General features: G+C 59.8%; 20 protein-coding genes and 1 pseudogene. 10 read left to right on the top strand and 11 right to left on the bottom strand.

Features of this window, described 5'->3' with window-relative positions:
• Positions 1-262 precede the first annotated feature (262 nt).
• Both codB and codA read left to right on the top strand, forming a co-directional pair.
• Complete coding sequence (codB, locus tag ACIGDJ_RS05090; protein WP_313006070.1) at positions 263-1,534, top strand: cytosine permease; 1,272 nt, start codon at positions 263-265, stop codon at positions 1,532-1,534.
• 13 nt (positions 1,535-1,547) lie between these two features.
• Entirely contained in the window at positions 1,548-2,783 is a 1,236-nt protein-coding gene (codA, locus tag ACIGDJ_RS05085; RefSeq protein ID WP_397478734.1) for a cytosine deaminase, read from the top strand.
• A gap of 129 nt (positions 2,784-2,912) precedes the next feature.
• Here the strand turns inward: codA and ACIGDJ_RS05080 are convergent, their stop codons facing one another.
• Entirely contained in the window at positions 2,913-3,893 is a 981-nt protein-coding gene (locus ACIGDJ_RS05080; protein ID WP_397478733.1) for a diaminopimelate epimerase, read from the bottom strand.
• A 246-nt stretch (positions 3,894-4,139) separates the two neighbouring features.
• Here ACIGDJ_RS05080 and ACIGDJ_RS05075 point away from each other — a divergent pair, with 246 nt between their 5' ends.
• Positions 4,140-5,291: an MFS transporter gene (locus tag ACIGDJ_RS05075; protein WP_101158826.1), complete on the top strand. Its 1,152-nt coding sequence runs from the start codon at positions 4,140-4,142 to the stop codon at positions 5,289-5,291.
• Between the two features lie 90 nt (positions 5,292-5,381).
• On the opposite strand, the gene ACIGDJ_RS05070 is transcribed toward ACIGDJ_RS05075, so the two are convergent.
• The 4 genes from ACIGDJ_RS05070 to ACIGDJ_RS05055 form a co-directional block, all read right to left on the bottom strand.
• A complete protein-coding gene (locus ACIGDJ_RS05070; RefSeq protein ID WP_397478732.1) occupies positions 5,382-7,808 on the bottom strand; it encodes a TonB-dependent siderophore receptor in 2,427 nt (808 codons plus the stop codon).
• A 98-nt stretch (positions 7,809-7,906) separates the two neighbouring features.
• Positions 7,907-8,890: a FecR family protein gene (locus tag ACIGDJ_RS05065; protein ID WP_397478731.1), complete on the bottom strand. Its 984-nt coding sequence runs from the start codon at positions 8,888-8,890 to the stop codon at positions 7,907-7,909.
• Positions 8,891-8,930: 40 nt separating this feature from the next.
• Positions 8,931-9,422, bottom strand: coding sequence for a sigma-70 family RNA polymerase sigma factor (locus ACIGDJ_RS05060; protein ID WP_101158829.1), 492 nt, complete (start codon positions 9,420-9,422; stop codon positions 8,931-8,933).
• 50 nt (positions 9,423-9,472) lie between these two features.
• The gene (locus tag ACIGDJ_RS05055) at positions 9,473-10,615 is read right to left on the bottom strand and encodes an MFS transporter (protein ID WP_397478730.1); all 1,143 of its coding nucleotides are present in this window, start codon (positions 10,613-10,615) and stop codon (positions 9,473-9,475) included.
• A 97-nt stretch (positions 10,616-10,712) separates the two neighbouring features.
• On the opposite strand from ACIGDJ_RS05055, the gene ACIGDJ_RS05050 reads away from it, so the two are divergent.
• On the top strand, positions 10,713-11,477 hold the full coding sequence (locus ACIGDJ_RS05050) for a helix-turn-helix transcriptional regulator (RefSeq protein ID WP_101158831.1): 765 nt from the start codon (positions 10,713-10,715) through the stop codon (positions 11,475-11,477).
• A gap of 74 nt (positions 11,478-11,551) precedes the next feature.
• Here the strand turns inward: ACIGDJ_RS05050 and ACIGDJ_RS05045 are convergent, their stop codons facing one another.
• Positions 11,552-11,992, bottom strand: coding sequence for a carboxymuconolactone decarboxylase family protein (locus tag ACIGDJ_RS05045; protein WP_042609087.1), 441 nt, complete (start codon positions 11,990-11,992; stop codon positions 11,552-11,554).
• 191 nt (positions 11,993-12,183) lie between these two features.
• On the opposite strand from ACIGDJ_RS05045, the gene ACIGDJ_RS05040 reads away from it, so the two are divergent.
• Positions 12,184-12,507, top strand: a complete 324-nt coding sequence (locus ACIGDJ_RS05040) for a hypothetical protein (protein ID WP_313006051.1) — start codon at positions 12,184-12,186, stop codon at positions 12,505-12,507.
• A gap of 153 nt (positions 12,508-12,660) precedes the next feature.
• Here ACIGDJ_RS05040 and ACIGDJ_RS05035 read toward each other — a convergent pair whose 3' ends face one another.
• From ACIGDJ_RS05035 to ACIGDJ_RS05025, 3 genes and pseudogenes are all read right to left on the bottom strand, one after another.
• Positions 12,661-14,229 carry a diguanylate cyclase gene (locus ACIGDJ_RS05035; RefSeq protein WP_397478729.1) on the bottom strand — a complete coding sequence of 523 codons (1,569 nt, stop codon included), beginning with the start codon at positions 14,227-14,229 and terminating at the stop codon, positions 12,661-12,663.
• 200 nt (positions 14,230-14,429) lie between these two features.
• Positions 14,430-14,791 (bottom strand): annotated as a pseudogene (locus tag ACIGDJ_RS05030) (class II aldolase/adducin family protein); the annotation flags it as partial.
• A gap of 87 nt (positions 14,792-14,878) precedes the next feature.
• A complete protein-coding gene (locus tag ACIGDJ_RS05025; protein ID WP_397478728.1) occupies positions 14,879-15,547 on the bottom strand; it encodes a ribonuclease T2 in 669 nt (222 codons plus the stop codon).
• Between the two features lie 164 nt (positions 15,548-15,711).
• On the opposite strand from ACIGDJ_RS05025, the gene ACIGDJ_RS05020 reads away from it, so the two are divergent.
• Positions 15,712-16,194: a hypothetical protein gene (locus tag ACIGDJ_RS05020; protein WP_101158834.1), complete on the top strand. Its 483-nt coding sequence runs from the start codon at positions 15,712-15,714 to the stop codon at positions 16,192-16,194.
• Positions 16,195-16,294: 100 nt separating this feature from the next.
• Entirely contained in the window at positions 16,295-17,083 is a 789-nt protein-coding gene (locus tag ACIGDJ_RS05015) for a transporter substrate-binding domain-containing protein (RefSeq protein WP_397478727.1), read from the top strand.
• Positions 17,084-17,176: 93 nt separating this feature from the next.
• On the opposite strand, the gene ACIGDJ_RS05010 is transcribed toward ACIGDJ_RS05015, so the two are convergent.
• Positions 17,177-17,539 carry a DUF6124 family protein gene (locus ACIGDJ_RS05010; protein ID WP_101158836.1) on the bottom strand — a complete coding sequence of 121 codons (363 nt, stop codon included), beginning with the start codon at positions 17,537-17,539 and terminating at the stop codon, positions 17,177-17,179.
• A 529-nt stretch (positions 17,540-18,068) separates the two neighbouring features.
• Between ACIGDJ_RS05010 and dusA the strand changes: the two genes are divergently transcribed.
• Together dusA and ACIGDJ_RS05000 are read left to right on the top strand one after the other, a co-directional pair.
• The gene (gene dusA, locus ACIGDJ_RS05005; RefSeq protein ID WP_397478726.1) at positions 18,069-19,055 is read left to right on the top strand and encodes a tRNA dihydrouridine(20/20a) synthase DusA; all 987 of its coding nucleotides are present in this window, start codon (positions 18,069-18,071) and stop codon (positions 19,053-19,055) included.
• 27 nt (positions 19,056-19,082) lie between these two features.
• Positions 19,083-19,502, top strand: a complete 420-nt coding sequence (locus ACIGDJ_RS05000; RefSeq protein WP_397478725.1) for a DUF2388 domain-containing protein — start codon at positions 19,083-19,085, stop codon at positions 19,500-19,502.
• On the opposite strand, the gene ACIGDJ_RS04995 is transcribed toward ACIGDJ_RS05000, so the two are convergent.
• Positions 19,503-20,336, bottom strand: a complete 834-nt coding sequence (locus tag ACIGDJ_RS04995) for an undecaprenyl-diphosphate phosphatase (RefSeq protein WP_397478724.1) — start codon at positions 20,334-20,336, stop codon at positions 19,503-19,505.
• 490 nt (positions 20,337-20,826) lie between these two features.
• Here ACIGDJ_RS04995 and ACIGDJ_RS04990 point away from each other — a divergent pair, with 490 nt between their 5' ends.
• Positions 20,827-21,567, top strand: a complete 741-nt coding sequence (locus ACIGDJ_RS04990; protein ID WP_101158840.1) for a winged helix-turn-helix domain-containing protein — start codon at positions 20,827-20,829, stop codon at positions 21,565-21,567.
• The last annotated feature ends 205 nt before the right edge of the window (positions 21,568-21,772 follow it).

Raw genomic sequence — 21,772 nt, 5'->3', positions numbered from 1 at the left:
CCCGTGACGGTCTGGCTGCCGGGGCCATGTGTTTGACTTCAGGCCGCCACCTCGCCAGAACGCCTCCTAAGCTATCGCCGCCGCCCGGCTGCGCTTTCTTTGACCCAACACAAATCCCCTGTGGGAGCGGGCTTGGATGAAGTCAGGTGCACCATTTCGCGCCGAATATCGCCGCCTTCTCCATACATACCGCGCATTGCCATTGATTGGCACGACCGCTGCAACCCTCCCGCGTCTTCTCCCTTCCAGCAAGGACTGCCCCATGACGCAGAACACCTCCGGCAACGATTACCCGCTCAGTGAAGTCCCGATGCACGCGCGCAAAGGCCTGGCTTCGACGGCGATGGTGTTACTCGGCTTCACCTTTTTCACCGCGACCATGTTTGCCGGCGGCAAGCTGGGGGTGGCGTTCGGCTTTGCCGAGATGATGGCGGTGATCATCGTCGGCAACCTGTTGCTCGGTCTGTACGCGGCAGGCCTGGGTTACATCGCCTTCAAAAGCGGCCTCAACTCGGTGCTGATGGGCCGTTTCTGTTTTGGCGAAGTGGGCAGCAAGCTCAGCGACCTGATCCTCGGCTTCACCCAGATTGGCTGGTACGCCTGGGGCACGGCGACGGCGGCAGTGGTGATCGGCAAGTATTTCAGCCTCGATGAGGCCACGGTGCTCGGCCTGATGGTGCTGTTCGGGCTGGGCTTTTGCGCTACGGCGTACATCGGTTATCGCGGACTGGAAATTCTCTCGTACGTTGCGGTGCCAGCGATGATGTTGCTGCTGATGCTGTCGATGTGGGCAGCGACCGTGAAAGTCGGCGGCTTCGAAGGCTTGCTCAGCGTGGTGCCGAGCGGCTCGCTGGACTGGTCGACGGCGATCACGCTGGTATTCGGCACCTTTGTCAGCGGCGCAACGCAAGCCACCAACTGGACGCGATTTTCGCGCTCGGCAAAAGTGGCAGTGCTGGCCAGCCTGATCGGTTTTTTCATCGGCAACGGCCTGATGGTGCTGATCGGCGCGTACGGCGCGATCGTCTATCAGCAACCGGATGTGGTCGAAGTGCTGCTGTTGCAGGGCTTCGCCATGGCCGCGATGGCCATGCTGCTGCTGAACATCTGGAGTACGCAGGACAACACCATCTACAACTTCGCCGTCGCCGGTTGCAACCTGCTGCGCACCGGCCGGCGCAGAACCGTGACCCTGGGTGGCGCGGTGATCGGCACGGTGCTCGCCTTGCTCGGCATGTACGACATGCTGGTGCCCTATCTGATTTTGCTCGGCACGGTGATCCCGCCGATTGGCGGGGTGATCATGGCGGACTTTTTCTACCGCTGGCGCGGGCACTATCCGCGTCTGGCCGACGCACGGTTGCCGGCGTTCAACTGGCCGGGGCTCGGGGCCTACGGGGTGGGCACCATTGCTGCGTTCAGTTCGCCGTGGGTCGCGCCGCTGGTAGGGATCGCCGCTGCCGCGCTAACGTATGTCATCGTCACCGGTCTGCTCGGCGCCCGTCGCGTCAGCGCACCACTACAAGATCTATAAAAGGATTCGCCTGATGCACATCATCAACGCCCGCCTGCGCAACCAGGAAGGCCTGCACGAATTGCACCTGGAAAACGGTCTGATCCACAGCATCGCCCGGCAGACCGAAGCGCCGACCCTCGGCCCGGACGACCTCGACGCCGGTGGCAATCTGGTGGTGCCGCCCTTCGTCGAGCCGCACATTCACCTCGACGCCACCCTCACCGCCGGCGAGCCGCGCTGGAACATGAGCGGCACACTGTTCGAAGGCATCGAGTGCTGGGGCGAACGCAAGGTCACCATCACCGAAGAAGACACCAAGACCCGCGCCAAGAAGACCATTCAGGCGCTGGCCGCCCACGGCATCCAGCACGTGCGCACCCATGTCGACGTCACCGACCCGCAACTCACTGCGCTCAAGGCCATGCTTGAAGTGCGCGAGGAAAGCCGCCACCTGATCGACCTGCAAATCGTCGCGTTCCCGCAGGAAGGCATCGAGTCGTTCCGCAACGGCCGCGAGTTGATGGAAGAAGCAATCCGCATGGGCGCCGATGTGGTCGGCGGGATTCCGCATTTCGAGTACACGCGCGATCAGGGCGTCAGCTCGGTGAAGTTCCTGATGGACCTGGCCGAGCGTACCGGGTGCCTGGTCGACGTGCATTGCGATGAGACCGACGACCCACACTCGCGCTTCCTCGAAGTGCTCGCCGAAGAAGCGCGCAGCCGCGACATGGGCGCCCGCGTCACCGCCAGCCACACCACGGCGATGGGCTCTTACGACAACGCCTACTGCGCCAAACTGTTCCGCCTGCTCGGCCATTCCGGGATCAGTTTCGTCTCCTGCCCGACCGAAAGCATTCACCTGCAAGGACGCTTCGACAACTTCCCCAAACGCCGCGGCGTGACCCGCGTCAACGAACTGCTCGAAGCCGGAATGAACGTCTGTTTCGGTCAGGACTCGATCGTCGACCCGTGGTATCCGCTGGGCAACGGCAACATCCTGCGCGTGCTCGAAGCCGGCCTGCACATCTGCCACATGCTCGGCTATCGCAACCTGCAAAGTGCCCTGGACCTGGTCACCGACAACAGCGCCAAGGCCATGCACCTGGGCGAGCGTTATGGCCTTGAACAGGGCCGCCCGGCGAACCTGCTGATTCTTTCGGCGGACAGCGATTACGAAGTGATCCGCAGCCAGGGCCTGCCGCTGTACTCGATTCGTGGCGCCAAGGTGTTGATGAAACGGCAGATGCCGGTGGTGGAGTTCAGCTGAGATTTCGCGCGGGGCTGATGGCCTTATCGCTGGCAAGCCAGGCTCCGACAGGTTTTGTGTTGAACACATGATTGCGCCCGAATGCAAAACCCGTGGGAGCCTGCCTTGGCAGCGATGGCGTCGACCGAGTCAATCCATCAACCGCGCCGTGCCGAACAATTTCACTCGCAGCAACTCCCCTTCCGAAACCTCAAGCAAAACCGGTGCCGTGCCACCCGGCATGACCACCCGCACCTCCCCTGCCTCGACCCAACCCACCCGCCACGCAGCACACGCGACCGCACTGGCGCTGGTACCGGATGATGCGGTTGGTCCTTCGCCACGCTCGAATACCCGGGCGAGGACTTGCTGCGGCGACGCCAGCACAGCCCATTGAAGATTGACGCCCGCAGGGCAGGGATTTCCGGCACCGGTGGGCATGGCGTAGGCAATTGCCGTCAGCCGTTCGTTCAGGGGCGATTCACCCATCTGTTCGTTGCTCGGCAAAGCGGACGCATCGCCGAGCAGCGTTACACAGTGCGGATTGCCGATACGGACGAATTGGCTGTAGCTCCAGTCAGAATCGAGTTCCGCCAGGGGCTGGACATGGCTGACGTCGCGATTGTTGAACTGAACGTTTGCAACCGTCTGCGCACCCACAGCCTCCGGGCCGAAGCCAGGCTGACCGAGGTCGAGCCAGAAACCGCGCACGCCTTCGACTTCGGCCGGTGTCACCGCGGTTTCCAGCGCTTCGCCCTTGTCATGATGAACGCGCAGCACGGCGCCCTGCTCCGGCAGCAAGCCTTGCTCGATCAATGCCTGAGAAAAAATCGTCAGACCGTTACCGCTGCGCTCGGCTAGGCTGCCGTCGGTGTTGACGATTAGCACATCGAACGGCGCCAATGCCTGGAACGGGCCGATCAGCAGGCCATCGCTGCGGTGAGGCTTGCTGTTGGCCGGGCGCTGGCCGTCGGGCCAATGGCAGCACAGGGCGATGGCGGCTTCGCTCCATTGCTGCCGAGACCCGGCGCACTCGGCGGCGCTGACCGGCAAAGCAATCCCGGCCTCGCGCAAGGCTTGGGGTGAGACCACAGCGTAGATATTGCCGCGTGCGTCGTAGAAGCTCGTCATTGCCTGCCCTTTGCCTTCGTATGGATGAACACCACTCTAATGATTAATACACACCCTGTGGGAGCGGGCTTGCTCGCGAAAGCGGTGAGCCAGTCAAATATTCTTCGCCTGACATACCGCCTTCGCGAGCCAGCCCGCTCCCACAGGGTAGGATGTTCACCGTTACGCCCCGAAAGGCCTGAGATCGAACCTCAACGCCAGCAGAATGTCACTCGGGATGCAGTTGTTTTTTTGCCAAGGATCGATATGACCAGCCTCAACCCCCAAGACACGTTCGTCCCCGGACGTCTGCAACAGATGTCCACCCGCGTCGCTTTTTTCATCGCTGGCCTCGGCATCGCCGCGTGGGCGCCGCTGGTGCCGTATGCCAAGGCGCGGGCCGGGCTGGATGAGGGCACGCTGGGATTACTGCTGCTGTGCCTGGGTGTCGGCTCGATTCTGGCGATGCCGCTGGCGGGGATTCTCGCCACGCGTTTTGGTTGCCGACGCGTAGCCACTGGCGGCACCTTGCTGATCTGCGCGGCACTGCCGTTGCTGGCGACGGTGTCGTCGATTCCGGCGCTGATCGCCACGCTGTTCATGTTCGGCGCAGGCCTGGGCACGGTGGATTCGACGGTGAACCTGCAAGCGGTGATCGTCGAGCGCGCCAGCGGCAAGCACATGATGTCGGGGTTCCACGGTTTGTTCAGCCTGGGCGGCATCGTCGGCGCGGCAGGCGTCAGCGCCCTGCTCGGCCTCGGCCTGACTCCACTGGCGGCGATGCTGGTGGTCGTGGTGTTGCTGATCGGCGCCTTGCTCAAGTGTGTGCCGCACATGTTGCCCTATGGCAGCGAAAGCTCGGGGCCGGCGTTTGCCATCCCTCACGGCATCGTGCTGTTTATCGGCGGCATGTGCTTTATCGTTTTCCTCACCGAAGGCGCGGCGCTGGACTGGAGCGCGGTATTCCTGGCCCAGGAACGGGGCATCGACACGGCTTACGCGGGAATGGGCTACGCAGCGTTTGCCCTGACGATGACGGTGGGACGTCTGCTGGGCGACCGCATCGTGCGCAAGCTTGGGGCCACGCGGATCATTTTGTTTGGTGGTCTGTTGGCGGCGGCGGGATTGTTTCTCGCCACCTTCGCGCCGAGCTGGCAAGCGGCGCTGGTCGGGTACGCGCTGGTCGGTGCCGGTTGTTCCAACATCGTGCCGGTGCTGTACACCGCGGTGGGCAAGCAGACGGTGATGCCGGAAAGCATCGCGGTGCCGGCGATTACCACGCTCGGTTATGCCGGGATTCTCGCCGGGCCGGCGGTGATCGGTTTCGTTGCGCATGCCAGTAGCCTGAGTTTTGCCTTTGGGCTGATGGCGGTGTTGCTGGTGGCTGTGGCGATTGGCGGCAAAGTCCTCAAGGTCTAAAGCAAAAGATCGCAGCCTTCGGCAGCTCCTGCATGGGTTTGCGTTCCCCTGTAGGAGCTGCTGAAGGCTGCGATCTTTTGATCTTGTGTTTTAAAAACCGACGCTGGCCTGCACGAAGAACGTGCGTGGCGCACCGACATACATCCCTGAGTTGTTGTCGCTTGAGCGGGTGAAGTACTGCTTGTCGAAGATGTTTTTCACCCCGGCGCCGAGCTTGAGATTCGACACCTGCGCGCCGAAGTCATAGCCTCCGCGCACGTTCCAGGTCACGTAACCCGGAATGTCGCCGTACTGCCCGTCTGCCGTGCCTTCGGTAATGTAGTTGCCATTGAAGCTGCCATCCGCATTCACCCCCGTGCCCGGTGAACGCTGTTTCGATTGAGCGAAGCCGTCGATGTTGTAAGTCCAGCGATTGATGTCGTATCGCAAACCGACCGTGGCCACCTGCCGCGAATAGAACGGCAGATCGCGGCCCTTGAAGCCGGGGATCTCGCCTTCATACGTCGCGCGGGTATAAGTGAAGCCAGCGTTGGCCGTCAGGCCATCGAGGCGCGGGTCGAGGGCAGCCATGTCGTAGTGCATCGAAGCTTCGATGCCCTGGTGTTTGGTCGCGCCAAGGTTGGTCCAGCCGACGTCGTTGCTGATGTATTGCAGTTCGTCATCGAAGTCGATGTAGAACAGCGTCACTTCACCGCCCCACACATCATCGTTGTAGCGCGTGCCGATCTCGTAGGTCTTGGCCTTTTCCGGCTCCAGACCATTGGCGGTGCTGTCACCGGAACCGCCCTGGCCGAGCTGGAAATATTGCAGGCTGCCAAACGAGGTTTCGTAGTTGGCGAACAGCTTCCAGGCATCGGACAGGTGATACATCACGCTCAGCGCCGGCAGCGGTTCGTTGCTTTCGATACTGCGATTTTTTTCCGGGACCGGCCGGCCAGCCGTGTCGAGCACGGCGCGGTCATGCCAATCGGTGCTGATGTGTTCGAAGCGAATGCCCGGGGTGATGGTCCAGCTACCGACGTCGATCTTGTTGTCGACATACACCGAGTTGGCTTCAGTGCCGCCGGTGCGATCCTGGAACACATGACCGTCGGAGGTGGGCGTGGTCACCGGCTGATTGTTGACCAGCGCCAGACGGCTCGACTCCTCGTGCATGGCCTCTTTCAGATAGCGATAACCGACGCTGACTTCCTGCGTGGTCGGACCGACATCGAAAACCCGCGACACGCGCGGCTCGATGCCCAGGGTGTAGTAAGAACGGGGGTAGGAGCTGAGGGTGCGCTGATCGCGCGCGGCGATGGTACTGCCGCGAAAGCTGTCGGTGTAGTAGGTGAGGATTTCTGCTTGTGTGCGCTCGTCGATCTGACGAATCCACTTGAACGACACGTCCTTGCGTCGGCCTGTGAACTGGTCGTAGTCACGCACCGATTCGTACGGTTTGTCGTCGTACTGACGTTGGGTCAGACCGCCGGGCATGTCGGCGCTGGCGTCGTAATAGTGGAAATTGAGACTGAAATCGTCCTGATCGGTCGGCGCCCAGTGCGTCTTGAGCAGCACGTCGTCGATGTCATTGCCGTTGTTGCGCTCGCGATACCCGTGGCCGTTGACGCCGGAGTACAGCAGCGCGACGCCCATGCCGTTGTCGGCGGTACCGCCGAGGAACGCCGTGTCGATGTGTTTCCAGCCGCCGTACTGAGTCGTTTCCAGGGTGGTACCGATTTCGCCGGTGGTTTTCTCCGGGATCGCGCGGGTCACGAAGTTGATCACGCCACCCACGTTCTGCGGCCCGTAACGCACGGAACCGGCGCCACGCACCACGTCGATGCTGTCGAGGTTGCCCGAAGAAATCGGCGCCATTGACAATTGGGGCTGGCCATAGGGGGCAAACGCGGCAGGTATGCCGTCGATCAGCACGGTCGAGCGTGGCGACAGGCGCGAAGTCAGACCGCGCACGCCGACGTTGAGGGAAATATCACTGCCGCCAGTGCCATTGGCGTCCTGCACTTGCACGCCGGGCACACGTTTGAGCACGTCGCTGACGTTCATCGCGCCCTGCTCGACCATGGCTTCGCGGCGGATCACGGTTCGCGCGCCCGGGTGGTTTTGCACCACCGCTGCGTCGGCGTCACCGAGCCAGTCGCCGACCACTTTGATGTCGGTCACGCCGAGCTCCAGCGGACCATTGCCGGTTGCAGAGGTGGATGCTGGTGCAAGCGTCACCGAGCCTTCGTTGATCTGATAGTCGAGGCCGCTGCCTTGCAACAACTGGCGCAAGGCCTGCTCCGGTGAGAGGTCGCCGTCGACCGCAGACGCCTGTTTGCCGGCCACCAGCTCGGGGTTGAAGAACACCTGCAGCGAGGTTTGCTGGCCCAGTTCGCTCAGCGCCTGGCCCAGCGGTTGCGCGCGGATATGAATGGCTTCAGCGGCAAACGCCAACGGCATCGCTGCATTGACCGCGAGCGCCAGCGCCAGGGGCAACCAAGGGGATTTTTTATTGTGATGGGTGGTGATGTTCACGTCGTACGGAGTCCTGTGGATCGCAAGAGTGTGCGGCTGTTAATGCAAACCAGTTGCAGTTGACCAGGAAGACGATGAACTCGGAAAAAACCTGAATGCTATCTGGAAATTATTTCCTGACTGCCGTCGGCGAGGGTGCGCACGGCCACCGGCAAAATGGTCGGCAGGGCCTTGAGCAACGCGTCGGTGTCGTCGGTTTTGAACACGCTGGTCAGGCGCAGGCTGGCCACGTCCGGTTGGGACACGACCAGCGGCTTGTCGCGATAGCGCGATACTTCGGCCGCCACTTCGCTGAGGCTGGCGTTGTTGAACACCAGTTTGCCGTTACGCCACGCGCTCAGCTGCGCCGGGTCGACCGCGTAGGCCGGCAGGACGTTGCCTTGGGCATCAACCGCGGTGCCGAGGCCGGCGGTCAGGTTGACGAACTTGTCGTGCGGGGCATCACTCCCCTGCACTTTCACCGTACCCTGCTCCACCGCCACGCGAGTTTGATTGGCATCGCGGCGTACATCGAAACGCGTACCGGTGACCGTGACCTTGCCGCTGCCGGCCTCGACAATAAAAGGCCGCGAGGCGTCATGTGCAACGCTGAACATCGCCTCGCCCGCGCTCAACTCGATTACCCGTCGATGCTGCTCATAACGCACCTGCAAGCAGCTGCGACTGTTCAGATCGATCACCGAACCGTCCGGCAACGCCACGTGTTTGCGCTCGCCAAGCGTTGTGGCGAATTCGGCGCGGTAACCGCCCAAATGATTCAGTCCACTGAACAGGCCCAGTCCCAGCGCAACGGCGAGGACGCTCGCGGCCACGCCATAACGCAACAACGGACGGCGTTCGCGACGAGTCGGCGCAGGTACAACCATTGCTTGGAGGCGCGAGGTCGGCAGCAGATCAGCCGCCATCCACAAGCCCTGCAGCAGCTGAAACTCTTCGTGGTGCTGCGGATGCTCGTTCAGCCAGGCGTCGAAGCGCTGCTGTTCTTCGACGCTGACATTCGGCTCCTGCAAACGCACGAACCACGCCGCCGCCTCGTCACGCACCGCCGCTTGCCCACAGGCGCAATCACGAGTTTCCATCATGGAATGTCCTGTCCGGCTGAGAATGAAAAGGTGCGAGCGCTCATGATTGCAAGCCATCCAGCCGCTCACGCAGATGCCGCAGGGTGCGGATCATATACTTTTCGACCATGTTCTTGGACAGCCCCAGGCGTTCGGCAATTTCCGCCTGCGTCAGGCCTTCGATCTTCTGCCAGACAAAGATCTTGCGGCAGTTGAGCGGCAACTCGGTGAGCGCGCGTTCGATGGAATCGGCCAACTGGATCGCGTGCATGTAATGCTCCGGATCGCCCGCGAACGACGCACTGTCGTCAGCCGCCTCCGACTCCATGACGCCCCGCCGGTCCTCCCGCCGATAACCATCGACCGCGATATTACGCGCCGTCTGGTGCAGATAAGCGCGCGGCTGCTGCACCTTCGCCGAATCCGCCTCAAGTACCCGCACAAAGGTGTCGTGCGCCAGATCCTCGGCTTGCGCGCGATTGCGCAAGCGACGAGTCCAGGTACCGATCAACTCTTCGTAATGCTCGAAAAAGCCGGATCTGCGGGAGCGCATGAGGGATGGACGGCGTGGTGAGGAAAGGGCGTGAATAGTAATGCTTCGTATTAAGACCGGCAATTCATTCCTTTGGATGCAAATACAGTCAGCAACAATGCCACACCATTGCACGCGATCAACGTCGCTCCCAATGCCTGAAACCAGCCGGCCAGCATCAATCCTGCGCCTATCAGCCAGTAATACATCAAACCCAGCAAGGCGCCTGCGGTACCCAGGCGATCGGTGTAATCCACCAGCGCCTGGCCAAGAATGTTGGGGATGGCCATGCCGAACGCCAGCACGATCAGCAGCATCGGCACCACAAACGCGGCGCTGTCCTGCAGTAACCAGACGCCAATGCCACCGGCCAGCCCACACACCGCTGCGAGCCGGATCAATGGCACCGCTGCGAACCCGGCCAACAAAAGCCGCTTGTTGCACCACGCACCAACACCCGAACCCAGCGCAAGCAACACGCCGCTGTATCCGAACCAGGCCTCGCTCAAGCCCAAGCGCTGGAACATGAACGGTGCGAGGCTGTAGTAACTGAACAGCGCAATGTTGAACGAGGCAATCCACGCCGCCGAGCGCCAAATCCCGAGGTCGCGCAGCATGCGCCAGAGGGTCTCGGAAAGACTGACAACCGGGGTCTGTTGCGGGCGGGATTCCGCCAGGCCGTACCAACTCCACAGCCATAAACACGTAGCCAGCAATACCAGCGCGCCCAGCACACCGCGATAACCGAACGCCTGCACCAGGCTGGCCCCGCTGAACAATCCTATCGCCGGGCTGGCCGCCAGAGCGATGCCCACCAGTGAGAAAACCTGCGCCAGCTCGGCACCCTTGAACCGATCACGCAATACGGTTTGCGTGACCACCGAACCCACCGCCGCTCCAAACGCTGCCAGTCCTTGAACCCACAGCAAAGCGTTGAAACTGCTGACCCGCAGGCCGATCAGCATAGCAACGGCATACAGCGCCAACCCTGCCAGCATCACTGGTCGTCGTCCGAAGCGATCACACGCCCGGCCCCACACCACTACGCCAAATGCAAACGCCAGAAAGTACACCGACAAGGTCTGCGCTACCGCTTGCGGACCGACAGCAAAGACGCTTCCGATATCCCCCAACGCCGGGCTGTACAGTGTTTGGGCGATTTGTGGAAACATCAGCAAGGCGATGGCCAGCGCCAGAAAATTCCGTTTATACATCCCTCAAAACTCCTCTCCCAAAGTCGAGAAGCTTAAAATCCAACGCGTGGCGTATTATCCAGATCCCGCCAAATAATCGCTTGAATCGGACAAATCCATGGCCTGGCTCGATGCCCACTCGACGTTTGATGCGGACAGTTTTACCGCTCCGGTCATCGGCCTCGCCTCGATTTTGGCTGAACACGATTCAGGCATGCATCGCCATCGGCGCGGGCAATTGCTGTACACGCGACAGGGCTGCATCCGGATTACCCTGGCGCAGCAGTTGTGCCTGTTGCCTCCCTCGCGGGCAGCCTGGATCCCGGCCGGGATCAGCCACCGCGCGGTCATGCAGCAGAGCGTCGATTACCGTTCGATCTATCTGGTCGATGACTTATGTGATGAGTTGCCGCCGCAGGTCTGTGTCATTGAGGTCAGCCCGCTGCTGCGCGCGGTGCTCGAGCCGATGGCGACGGCGCCCTTTGACACTGACTGGCGACGAGGCAAATTTGCCCACTTGCTCGGGCTGTGTCTTAGCGAAATTCAGGATGCGGTGCAGCAACCGATGCTGTTGCCATTGCCGCAGGACAAGCGCCTGAAACCTCTCCTGGCGGTGCCAGAATGCCTGCCACCCGCACTTAATGTGTTGGAACATCAGATCGGCGCCAGCAGCCGCACCATCGGCCGCATCTTCCAGCGCGAGACCGGCTTGAGCTATCAGCAATGGCGCCAGCAGTGGCGCCTGATGCGCGCCATCGAACTGCTCGCCACCGGACGAAGCCTGAGTTACTGCGCCTTTGAGCTGGGGTTTGCCAGCGACAGCGCGTTCATCGCCTTTTTCAAATCAATGACCGGTAGCACGCCGGGCCAGTGGCTCAAGTAAGTGGACAATCAGACGCAGCACCGGCGGCACCGAGTGCGCAGGGGCATTGAAAATGCCCCTGTGATGCCGGCAGCTCAGGCCTGCGGCAGCTTACGGAAGCCTACGGCAAGGCGATTCCAGCCGTTGATGGTGTTGATCGCCACGGTCAGGTCAACCAGCTCCTTCGGTGAAAACTGCGCGGCGACCACGTCGTAGTCCTCGTCCGGGGCGTGGGTCAGGCTCAGTTGCGTCAGCGATTCGGTCCACAGCAGCGCGGCGCGCTCACGCTCGCTGAAAAACGGCGCTTCCCGCCATGCCGTCACGGCGAACAGGCGGCGTGGGGTTTCGCCGTCCTTGATCGCGTCGGCGGTGTGCATGTCGATACAGAAGGCGCAGCCATTGATCTGCGAGGCGCGCAGCTTGACCAGTTCGATGAGGCTTTTTTCCAGCGGCAGTTTCGAGACGGCATTTTCCAGCGCCATCATCGCTTTCAGGGCATCGGGGGAAGCGGTGTAGAAATCGGCACGAGGTTGCATGGTGGGACTCCGGGGTAGCGATTGAATGTGTGGCTACGTTAGTCCCCGTGGATGGTTCGGCAAATAGCCAATAGTGCCGAAGAACAGTAGGCCACTTGGCGCAGCAGCTAGACCGCTCGTCACTCGACCGGCACCAAGACTTGGGCGCGCGAGACCAATATCAGGTAATCCCCTTTATCAGGAGACGTACCATGATGACGCGCACATTCACTTCGCTGTTGTTGGCCGGCCTGCTCGCCACGGCATCCGCCGCCAGCTTCGCCGCCAATGACAGCACCGATGCCACCGGCACCAAATCCGGCGCCACCAGCGGCTCGACCATGCCACCGGATAACACCCCGGGCGCGCCGTCGGGCGGCAACAGTTCGGGAACCTCGGGCGGCAGCACGGGTAGCGGAGCTGGCGGTGGCACGGGTACCAATGGCGGCGCCAGCGGTTCGGGTTCCGGCGCGGGCGGCGGCACCGGTTCGGCCGGCGGCGGCACAGGGGGTGCGGGTGGTGGCACGGGCGGCTGAACGAACAAGAGCCATCCCAGATAAAGAAACGCTGATTAACTGTGGGAGCGAGCTGGCTCTCGAAGGCATTGTGTCAGTCGACTGATTGAGTGACTGGTGCGCTGCTTTCGCGAGCAAGCTCGCTCCCACATTTGTTCGATAGTGTGATTGAGATCAGCGATCCGAACGCATCAATTCGGCAAAGTCTTCTTGCACCGCAAACACCGCCGCGCGATTGCGTCCGGCATTTTTCGCCTGATACAACGCCGCATCGGCGCGCTGTATAAATACCTGCGGGCTGTCGTGGCCATGCGGAATAAATGAATAACAGCCCAGGCTCACGGTGAGATAACCGGTCGGCGAGCCACTGTGAATGATGTGTTTGTCGATCACGCTGCGGCGAATTTGCCCGGCGATTGCCAGTGCACCGTTGATGTCGGTGTCCGGTAACAGCACGGCGAATTCTTCACCACCGTAACGCACCGCCAGATCCGACTTGCGCTGGCAGCAGGCCTTCACCGCTTGCGCCACCTGCGCCAGGCATTGGTCGCCGGCGACGTGGCCATAAGCATCGTTGTAGCGCTTGAAGAAATCGATATCGAGCATGATCAGGCTGACCGGACTGACCTGGCGCGCGCCACGGGCAAATTCAATATCCAGCGAGCGCTCGAACAAGCGGCGATTGGCCAACCCGGTGAGGCTGTCGTGGGTGGCGATCTGTTCCAGCGCCAGTTGCGCCTTGCGCAGGTTCTTCTCGATGCGCTCGCCGTCGCGCACCTGATGAATGAATACCCAACCGAACAGGCCAATGCCGAGAATCACCAGCGCGACAATCACGCTGGACTGGAATGCGCGCTCGTGCCAGCCCTGCAGGATCGTCTCTTGCGAAGTGGCGGCGGACACCACCAGCGGATACGAGGCCAGCTGGCGATAGCCATACAGGCGGGTCACGCCATCGACCACGGAATTGAGCATCGCCGTACCCGCATTCGCGTTGGGCAACAGGGTTTGATAGATCTCGCCGTGGGCTACAGAGGTATTGATCAGCGACTCGTCGAAGGGCCGTCGCGCCAGCAAGGTGCCGTCGGTCAGCGCCATGAACATGATGCCGCTGTCATCGAGGCTGAAGCTTTTGAAGAACTGATCGAAGTACGACATTCGGATGCCGGCCATCAACACGCCCTGAAAATTGCCGAGCTGGTCGTTGACGCGTCTGGAAATCGGAATGATCCACTCGCCGTTTTCGCGGCTGCGAATCGCCGGGCCGATGTGCGCAACCGTCGAGGCATTCTGCTGGTGGAACTTGAAATATTCGCGATCGGCCACGCCGTTGCCACGGGGCAGATCGGCGAACGAAGTAATGACCCACTGCCCTTCGCGGTCAAAGAGAAAAATGCCGTGCAACTGATCCAGCTGCTGCGCGCGGCGCACGAAGATCCTTTTTAACCGGGGTCGCTGCGTCGCCCCATAGCCATCGTCCTGAATCCAGTCGACGAGGCTGGTCATCACCAGATCCGCTGCACGCACAGTGTCTTCAGCCTGCTGGGCCATGGCTCGGGTCAGGTTGCCCGAAGCCATCTTCGCCACCGCGAGGTCCTGACGCCGCGACTGCTCCAGTTGCAGGTAGAGAAGACCGCACAGGCACAGGCTCACCGCAACGATGAACAGCACCGCCGCTTTGCGAAGCGGCAGGCGCTTGAGCGTGCCGGGAGCTTGATGCGGATCGTGAACGGGAATTGGCAAAAGCATGTCCTGGGCAGGTACGACAGGGGCGCGAGCCCGAAACCCTTGTGTTCGTGAGCGTAGCCCACCGGGATGCACGGAGCAAACGCCCGCCTCCCGCCCAGTTATCGGCGCCTCGCGAGTTTGGATGATCGCTGATCGTCGATTTATTTTCGATTGCTGCTTTACGGTTAATCAGTTGTGCAGGGCCAGCCGCCGCATCGCTGGGTGGCCATGGCCAGCAGCTGCACCTGTGCGGCGCGTTCCAGGTAATACGGATCGTCCCAGGCTTCGGCAATGGTCGGCGCGACGACGATCACGCCGTGGTTCTTCAAAAAAAGGATATCGGCCTCGCCCATGACGCTGGCGATGCGGTCGTCTTCGGATACATCAGCGCGAAGCCGTTGTCATCCTCGTCCACCGCCGTGCGCCCGCAAAACTTCAGCGCGGTCTGCCCCAGCCACGGCAGCGGCGGGCCTTGCCACAGACACAATGCAGTGACGTGCGGCCTGTGCGTGTGAAATGCGACTGTTACCCGTGGCCACTGTTTATGCAGTCGCGCATGGGTGTAGAGGCGCGCAGCACGAACGAATTTTGCCAAGAACCACAAATCTTCAGGCACAAAAAGGCGCTCATGCGAGCGCCTTTTTTCATAGGCCGCTACAGATGCTTACCGTACCGGCGGCACCCGAATATCCCCCGCCCGACACTGAGTGTTAACCCCTTTGCCACACGCGCCGAACTGCAAATCCTTGTCCATGCACACCCGCACTTCCGACAACTGCGGGCCGCTGCAGACCACTGCAATGCCGTCAGCCGGAATTCGCGGATTGGCCTTGCGAAACAGATCGACGATTTCCTGCGCTTCGAAGTAGTACGACGTCGAGCCGAAAGGTTGCAGCTCCGGCGGAATCTTCACAGCGCCAAGGGCCTGATCAGACTTGTCGAGATAGCCCATTGCGCCGAGACCGCTGCAGGTGCCGTGCTTGGACCATTCGTGATCGAGCAGTTTTTTCGTTGGGAACAGTGTCAGGCCCTTCTCCGTCTGCGCAGCCGATAGCGCGACGAGCGGCGGACAGGATTGCGGCCAGCCGCCCTTGGCGTATTGCGGCCACAAGCCGTGCAGGACAAAACCATAACCCTTGCCGGTGCACTGCGCGTCGTCCTTGTGCGTCAGACAAAAAGTCGGCGACCAGGACAGCGCCAGCAGGTAGTAATCGAACACCCCCGCCACCGATTCCGCCTGGGCTTTGCTCGATGACGACTGACGCGCCGAACTCATGCCGATGCTACCGGCCGTCAGCGCGATCAGTGCCAGAATTGTAAACAGCTTTTTCATTGACCCGTTCCTTGGGACGCCTGCGTCCGTGATTTTCATTGTTGGCCAGGCTTGGCCATTGCTGATTTCGACACGCTTGTATTGCAAGCGCATGACGCAAGGCAAAGCCCTGCGTCGTTCAAAGGTCTACGCTGAACAGGCAGACATCCAACAAGGGAACCGACATGAGTAAAGCAGACGAACTCGCCGCCAGACTCAAGCAGACCCGGCACACCCAGGCTGACGACATCAGCTGCGCTGCACTTGAGATCGATTGCTGGCCCGCTCAGGTGTACGACTTGTACCACCGCATCGAGGGCTGGCTGCAGCCAGTGACGGAAGTAGGACTCAAGATTCGGCGAAATCCTACGCACGTTTGCGAAAGTTCGCCGGATGGCGAAACCCACGACTACGCCATCGACCAATTGGTGATCGAGGCCAATCATCACAGCCTGACGTTCGATCCGATTGCGCGGTTTACCGAGGATGGTTGCGGACGTGTGGAGATCAAGGTCCCGGGCCGCGATCAGTCGTTGCTGCGCACGGTTGACGAGCATGGCGAAAGCCACTGGTGGTTGCAGACTATCGAGACTGGTCAGGAGCTGGATGCGATTGCATTGACGGAAAACAACCTGCTGCAGGTGGTGCAGCAAGGGCTGGGTCTGTAGCGAATCAACGCTGACGCACACTGTCGGACTGGATCAATGGTGAGAACGTGTTTAACTTCGAACACGTCCTTTCCGTCCATCCCAGAGAAAATTCCGACAGATGCCAACGACAAAAACCACAATCCTGCTCGGTGCATTGCTCGCGTTGCCCTTTACTGCTCAGGCCGCCGACACCACAACCCACCTCGACAGCATCCAACAACAAGGCCAGTTGCGCGTCTGCACCACCGGCGACTACAAGCCCTACACCTTCAAGCGCAGCGACGGCGACTTCGAAGGCATCGACATCAGCATGGCCCGCTCCCTGGCCGACAGCCTCGGCGTCAAGGTGCAATGGGTGCAGACCACCTGGAAAACCCTGATGCCCGACATGCAGGCCGGCAAATGCGACATCGGCATGGGCGGTATCTCGGTCACGCTCGAACGGCAGAAAAAAGCCTATTTCAGCAACACTCTCGACACCGACGGCAAAATCCCGCTGGTGCGTTGCGCCGATCAAGCGAAATACCAGACCATCGACCAGATCAACCAGCCCAATGTGCGCCTGGTGGAACCTGCCGGCGGCACCAACGAAGCCTTCGTCCACGCCTTCCTGCCCAAGGCGCAACTGGCCCTGCACGACAACGTGACGATCTTCCAGCAACTGCTCGACAACAAAGCCGACGTGATGATCACCGACGCCTCGGAAGCGCTGTATCAGCAGAAACTCAAACCGGGGTTGTGCGCAGTGAATCCGCATCAGTACATGCAGTACGGTGAGAAGGCTTACTTGCTGCCACGCGATGACATCAGCTGGAAACTGTATGTCGATCAGTGGCTGCATTTGAGCAAGGTCACTGGCAAGTATCAGCAGACGTTGAGCGAATGGATTGCGGTGCCGGGGAAGTAACGGTCAATCGTCGTGCAGCGGTGACAGCGACTGTTCAGCTAACCATTTAGCCTAGCGGTGACGGATAACCGCTCCGTCACCGCTAGGTTCGCTTCAAGCCTTCACTTCAACTTTATCCAACGCCTGATTCACCGCGATCTCACCCAGCATCACTACCTGGGCGATGCCCAATAAGGTCTTGCGCTGCGAATTTTCCAGTAACGCTGCGAAGTCATTGAGCATAACGCTGGCCGAACCCAGCGATTCGCTGGCATTGGCCAACAGGGATTCGCTGTCGTACGCCGGATTGGCGAGGAACATGCGTTCGGGCTGGTTGGTGGAGGCTTTGATGTGACTGGCGGGGGGCAGGTAATAATCCAGCGCACGCTCGGCGGCGTCGTGGAGTTTTTTTGAGTCTGGGGATTTGTAAGGGGATGCGGGATCGGTGTCCGGCGGATTGGGCGTGACTTTGAACATGGATGAATCCTCTAGCGCGATTACCAAAAGGCGACATCACCCTCGCTACCAAACGAAGGGTGGCGGCCATACGCGGGTTGGTAGACCGGTCGCACTAGAACCCGGCGCCCACGAATGGGCCCCACGCATGACCACCATAAACTCGAACGCTGAGAAGCGCCTGAATCAGGTGACGCAATGCATCTAGACACGAAGCGGGCTACCAAACCCGATCACTGAGATCAGTGACCCAGGGACGATAGAGCCCGCAGGCTAGACGCACAAGCCGGCGGATTCTGTCTTAGGTGTAGGGGGAGGCGCAAGACAACGTAGGCTTCGGATGACTTTCACCGGTCAGATTTAAACAAGCGCCTGCGCAACCGTTTAAACGGATACTGAAGGACAGACAACAGGCAGAAATACACTTCCTCCCATCAGGCCGAGCGCCTCAGAGCCCTGTTCAAACCACAAACAGCGCCTCGCAAGCCTTTGCCTGTTCGCAGACCTGATAAACTCCTGACCCTTCGCCTTCTTGATCCAGATTCCTCACATGTCCCTACAGCCCACCCCACTCTCCCGCCGCTTTTCCGTCGCCCCGATGATGGATTGGACGGACCGCCATTGCCGGTACTTCCTGCGCCTGTTGTCCAAGCACGCCCTGCTCTACACCGAAATGGTCACCACTGGCGCACTGCTCAACGGCGATCACGAACGTTTCCTGCGTCACAACGAAGCCGAGCACCCTCTCGCCCTACAACTAGGCGGCAGCGTTCCACTGGATCTCGCCGCCTGCGCGCGCATGGCCGAGGAGCACGGCTACGACGAAGTGAATTTGAACGTAGGCTGCCCAAGCGATCGTGTGCAGAACAACATGATCGGGGCGTGCCTGATGGGGCACCCGCAGTTGGTCGCCGATTGTGTGAAGGCGATGCGTGATGCGGTGTCGATTCCGGTGACGGTGAAGCATCGGATCGGGATCAACGGGCGTGACAGTTATGCCGAGCTGTGTGATTTCGTCGGTACGGTGCGGGATGCCGGGTGCACGAGTTTTACCGTGCATGCGCGGATTGCGATTCTGGAGGGGTTGTCGCCGAAGGAAAATCGCGACATTCCGCCGTTGCGCTATGACGTGGCGGCGCAGCTGAAGACGGATTTTCCGACGTTGGAGATTGTGCTGAATGGCGGGATCAAGACGATGGAGGCCTGTCACGAGCATCTGCAGACGTTCGACGGTGTGATGTTGGGGCGTGAGGCTTATCACAATCCGTATTTGCTGGCGGAGGTGGATCAGCAGTTGTTTGGCAGTTCGGCGCCGGTGATCAGTCGGGCTGAGGCGTTGGCGCAGTTGCGTCCTTATATAGCCGAGCATTTGCTGGCGGGTGGTGCGATGCATCACATCACGCGGCATGTGCTGGGTTTGGGCACGGGATTCCCCGGGGCGCGCAAATTTCGGCAGCTGTTGTCGGTGGATATTCACAAGGCCAATGATCCGCTGGCGTTGCTGGATCAGGCGGCTGAGTTGCTTGCAGGTCGTTGATTGATGGTTTGAGTGTGCGGGCGACGCATGAGCGTTGCCCGTTTTTTTGATGTACTGACAGGATGTCTTTCGTTTATGCCCGCATTTACTTTTTCTCGTTTCAAGCGTTTCACCCTCCTCGCCTTGTTCAGCTTCACTTCCAACGTTTATGCGCACTGCGATGGCTTTTGCATGGGCCGTACCGATACGCCGTGGGAGGTGACGCAGTTTTCCGGCTTCACTTTGGTGTCTTTGATCCTCGCACCTATTTCGTCTAGCCAGGAAACGACCGACAGTCACAAGCGTGTTTACTCCGCCGAGGAGCAAGAAGACGCGCGACTCTATCTGGCCAGCAACGGCATGCTGCAGGCCGCGTATTTCACCTCGGCCTTGCAGCGCTTTCGTCAGGAGTCGTCGGATTCGACGTTAAACGATCTCGCCGTGGCTGCGTTGATCAGCGCTCAGTGATCAGGCTGCCGCTGCGGCGGTCCAGTTGACCCAGCCAAACAGCCACGTCGCCAGAATCAACAATCCAAAACCGATCCGGTACCACGCGAACGCGGCGTAGCTGTGGTTGGCGATAAATTTGAGCAGGCCACGCACGGCGATCATGGCGAAGATGAAGGCGGTGACGAAACCGAGGGCGAAGACAGGCAGGTCGTTGGGCTGGAACAGGTCGCGGTATTTGTAGCCGGAGTACACCGCGGCACCAACCATGGTGGGCATGGCGAGGAAGAACGAGAATTCGGTGGCGGCTTTACGTGAAAGGCCGAAGAGCAGCCCGCCGATGATGGTCGAGCCGGAGCGCGAGGTGCCGGGAATCATCGCCAGGCATTGTACGAAACCGACTTTCAGCGCGTGAGACCAGCGCATGTCATCGACATGTTCGACGCTGACTACATGGCTGCGCTGTTCGGCCCACAACATGACGATGCCGCCGACGACCAGTGCAACGGCAACGGTGACTGGATTGAACAGATACTCATGGATGGCGTCGGCGAACAACACGCCGAGGATAACGGCGGGGAAAAACGCGATCAGCAGATTAAGCGTGAAGCGTTGTGCGTTGCGCTCGGAGGGCAAGCCTTTGACGATTTCGAAGATCTTCGGACGAAACTCCCAGACCACCGCAAGAATGGCTCCCAGTTGAATAATGATGTTGAACGCCATGGCGCGCTCACCGCCGAATTCGAGCAGGTCAGCGACAATAATCTGGTGGCCGGTACTCGATATGGGCAAGAACTCGGTCAGGCCTTCTACCGCGCCTAATATCAATACCTGGAAAAGGGTCCAGAAATCCATTAATCCTCCGTCAGAGCACTCAGGGTGAGCGACCGGTTCAATAACACTCAGGGGTTGAGTATCTGAAGTAATGCATACGGCGATTCACCGATCCGGAAGCATAGGGTTTATCCAGAGTTAGACTCAAGTGCTGTTAGTAATCGTCTGCCGACGAACTAAACGGAAAAAATTTAGTTCTATTCCAACAAATATTTCATTTCAGATATGAAGTGTGATGTACTTCACACATTGCCTACGTGGCCAATCAATGGCAAAAGGACATAAAAAATCCATCGCCATACGCTCAGAATAGTGGCACCATTGCATATAGCCATCATCTACGCGTTAGTTCACAACTCCGAGAAAATCAACTAAAAGCCTGAAAAGCTTAGTTATTGTTAGAAAACTCGGGAGACGCGTCTAAAATCCGCGCAAATGTTACCAATTGTCAGTCACAGATGAGAACCGGTGCTTTAACATCCCGATGTCAGCACCTAATTCGAGTCAACGCATGATGCTCTCAGGGAACTTGGCGACTAGAAGTCCGCGCCCGACAAATGATGAATCCGGTGTTCTTGCTCTGGGTCGTACACTGGGTGTGGCTGACCATTTCAGATCGCTGATCGCAAAGCACATGCAGTCCGATATGATCCTGGAAACAGCTGCCTTCACTAGTTCGTATAAAGAACAAGGTTACATCGGTTCTTATCGCGCCATTTTCCTCATCATCGATAGCCCACAGGCCCTCGAAGACAATCTGGCTCTGGTGCAGAACCTGCGCAATGACAACTTGAAACCGCTTATTTGCGCGGTCGTCACCGGCCGCGGCGCCGTCAACAAACTCAAGTATTTTCTTGCTGGGGCGGATGCCTGTATCAAGCTCAACACACTGGGCGATGACAGCGAAGACTTGCTGGCGGAGTTCTTCAACAGCGAAGACTGGCAACGAGATATCAATCTGACGCTTGATCCGACACGGATCTGCCTGATGGACAGTCGGCGCAAACTCGATATCTCTTTCGCCGAGATGAAGATCCTCGAGGCCTTTGCGAACACCGGCAATCACATTCTGAGTCATGATGAAATCGCCGGCATCATGGGCCTCAACACCAATTTCTACGATCCTCGAGCGCTGGAAAAATCAATCAGCCGCTTGCGTGGAAAAATCAAGGACATGTATGGTACAAACGCGATTCAGAGCATCCGCGGCTACGGCTATCGCCTGATGCGGGGTCTGATATCGACTGCTTGAGTCTCGGGCAGTCTTCCCTTTTGCATACGAACGAAGGATCGTCTGATGCAGCCATATCTTTTCAGTTGCACTTCATATTTATTAAAACTCAAGCACTTGAATGAGCGCTGCAACACACCCCATAACAATAAAACGCCATAACATAGCTGCAGACCGAGTGGAATTTATCGACGGCCATTTTCGGCCCGAACCCTGCCTACGATTA

It is taken from the genome of Pseudomonas sp. NPDC079367, assembly GCF_044542195.1.
Classification (GTDB): domain Bacteria; phylum Pseudomonadota; class Gammaproteobacteria; order Pseudomonadales; family Pseudomonadaceae; genus Aquipseudomonas.
This window is presented reverse-complemented; position numbering and strand designations above follow the sequence as displayed.

Excerpts from the sequence above, each read along its gene's own strand:
- ACIGDJ_RS05015 (WP_397478727.1), top strand. The coding sequence starts at position 16,295 with ATGCCAACGACAAAAACCACAATCCTGCTCGGTGCATTGCTCGCGTTG.
- ACIGDJ_RS05065 (WP_397478731.1), bottom strand. The coding sequence starts at position 8,890 with ATGATGGAAACTCGTGATTGCGCCTGTGGGCAAGCGGCGGTGCGTGAC.
- ACIGDJ_RS05075 (WP_101158826.1), top strand. The coding sequence starts at position 4,140 with ATGACCAGCCTCAACCCCCAAGACACGTTCGTCCCCGGACGTCTGCAA.
- ACIGDJ_RS05060 (WP_101158829.1), bottom strand. The coding sequence starts at position 9,422 with ATGCGCTCCCGCAGATCCGGCTTTTTCGAGCATTACGAAGAGTTGATC.
- ACIGDJ_RS05045 (WP_042609087.1), bottom strand. The coding sequence starts at position 11,992 with ATGCAACCTCGTGCCGATTTCTACACCGCTTCCCCCGATGCCCTGAAA.
- codB (WP_313006070.1), top strand. The coding sequence starts at position 263 with ATGACGCAGAACACCTCCGGCAACGATTACCCGCTCAGTGAAGTCCCG.
- ACIGDJ_RS05055 (WP_397478730.1), bottom strand. The coding sequence starts at position 10,615 with ATGTATAAACGGAATTTTCTGGCGCTGGCCATCGCCTTGCTGATGTTT.
- codA (WP_397478734.1), top strand. The coding sequence starts at position 1,548 with ATGCACATCATCAACGCCCGCCTGCGCAACCAGGAAGGCCTGCACGAA.
- dusA (WP_397478726.1), top strand. The coding sequence starts at position 18,069 with ATGTCCCTACAGCCCACCCCACTCTCCCGCCGCTTTTCCGTCGCCCCG.
- ACIGDJ_RS04990 (WP_101158840.1), top strand. The coding sequence starts at position 20,827 with ATGATGCTCTCAGGGAACTTGGCGACTAGAAGTCCGCGCCCGACAAAT.
- ACIGDJ_RS05080 (WP_397478733.1), bottom strand. The coding sequence starts at position 3,893 with ATGACGAGCTTCTACGACGCACGCGGCAATATCTACGCTGTGGTCTCA.
- ACIGDJ_RS05050 (WP_101158831.1), top strand. The coding sequence starts at position 10,713 with ATGGCCTGGCTCGATGCCCACTCGACGTTTGATGCGGACAGTTTTACC.
- ACIGDJ_RS05040 (WP_313006051.1), top strand. The coding sequence starts at position 12,184 with ATGATGACGCGCACATTCACTTCGCTGTTGTTGGCCGGCCTGCTCGCC.
- ACIGDJ_RS05010 (WP_101158836.1), bottom strand. The coding sequence starts at position 17,539 with ATGTTCAAAGTCACGCCCAATCCGCCGGACACCGATCCCGCATCCCCT.
- ACIGDJ_RS05025 (WP_397478728.1), bottom strand. The coding sequence starts at position 15,547 with ATGAAAAAGCTGTTTACAATTCTGGCACTGATCGCGCTGACGGCCGGT.
- ACIGDJ_RS05000 (WP_397478725.1), top strand. The coding sequence starts at position 19,083 with ATGAGCGTTGCCCGTTTTTTTGATGTACTGACAGGATGTCTTTCGTTT.
- ACIGDJ_RS05020 (WP_101158834.1), top strand. The coding sequence starts at position 15,712 with ATGAGTAAAGCAGACGAACTCGCCGCCAGACTCAAGCAGACCCGGCAC.
- ACIGDJ_RS04995 (WP_397478724.1), bottom strand. The coding sequence starts at position 20,336 with ATGGATTTCTGGACCCTTTTCCAGGTATTGATATTAGGCGCGGTAGAA.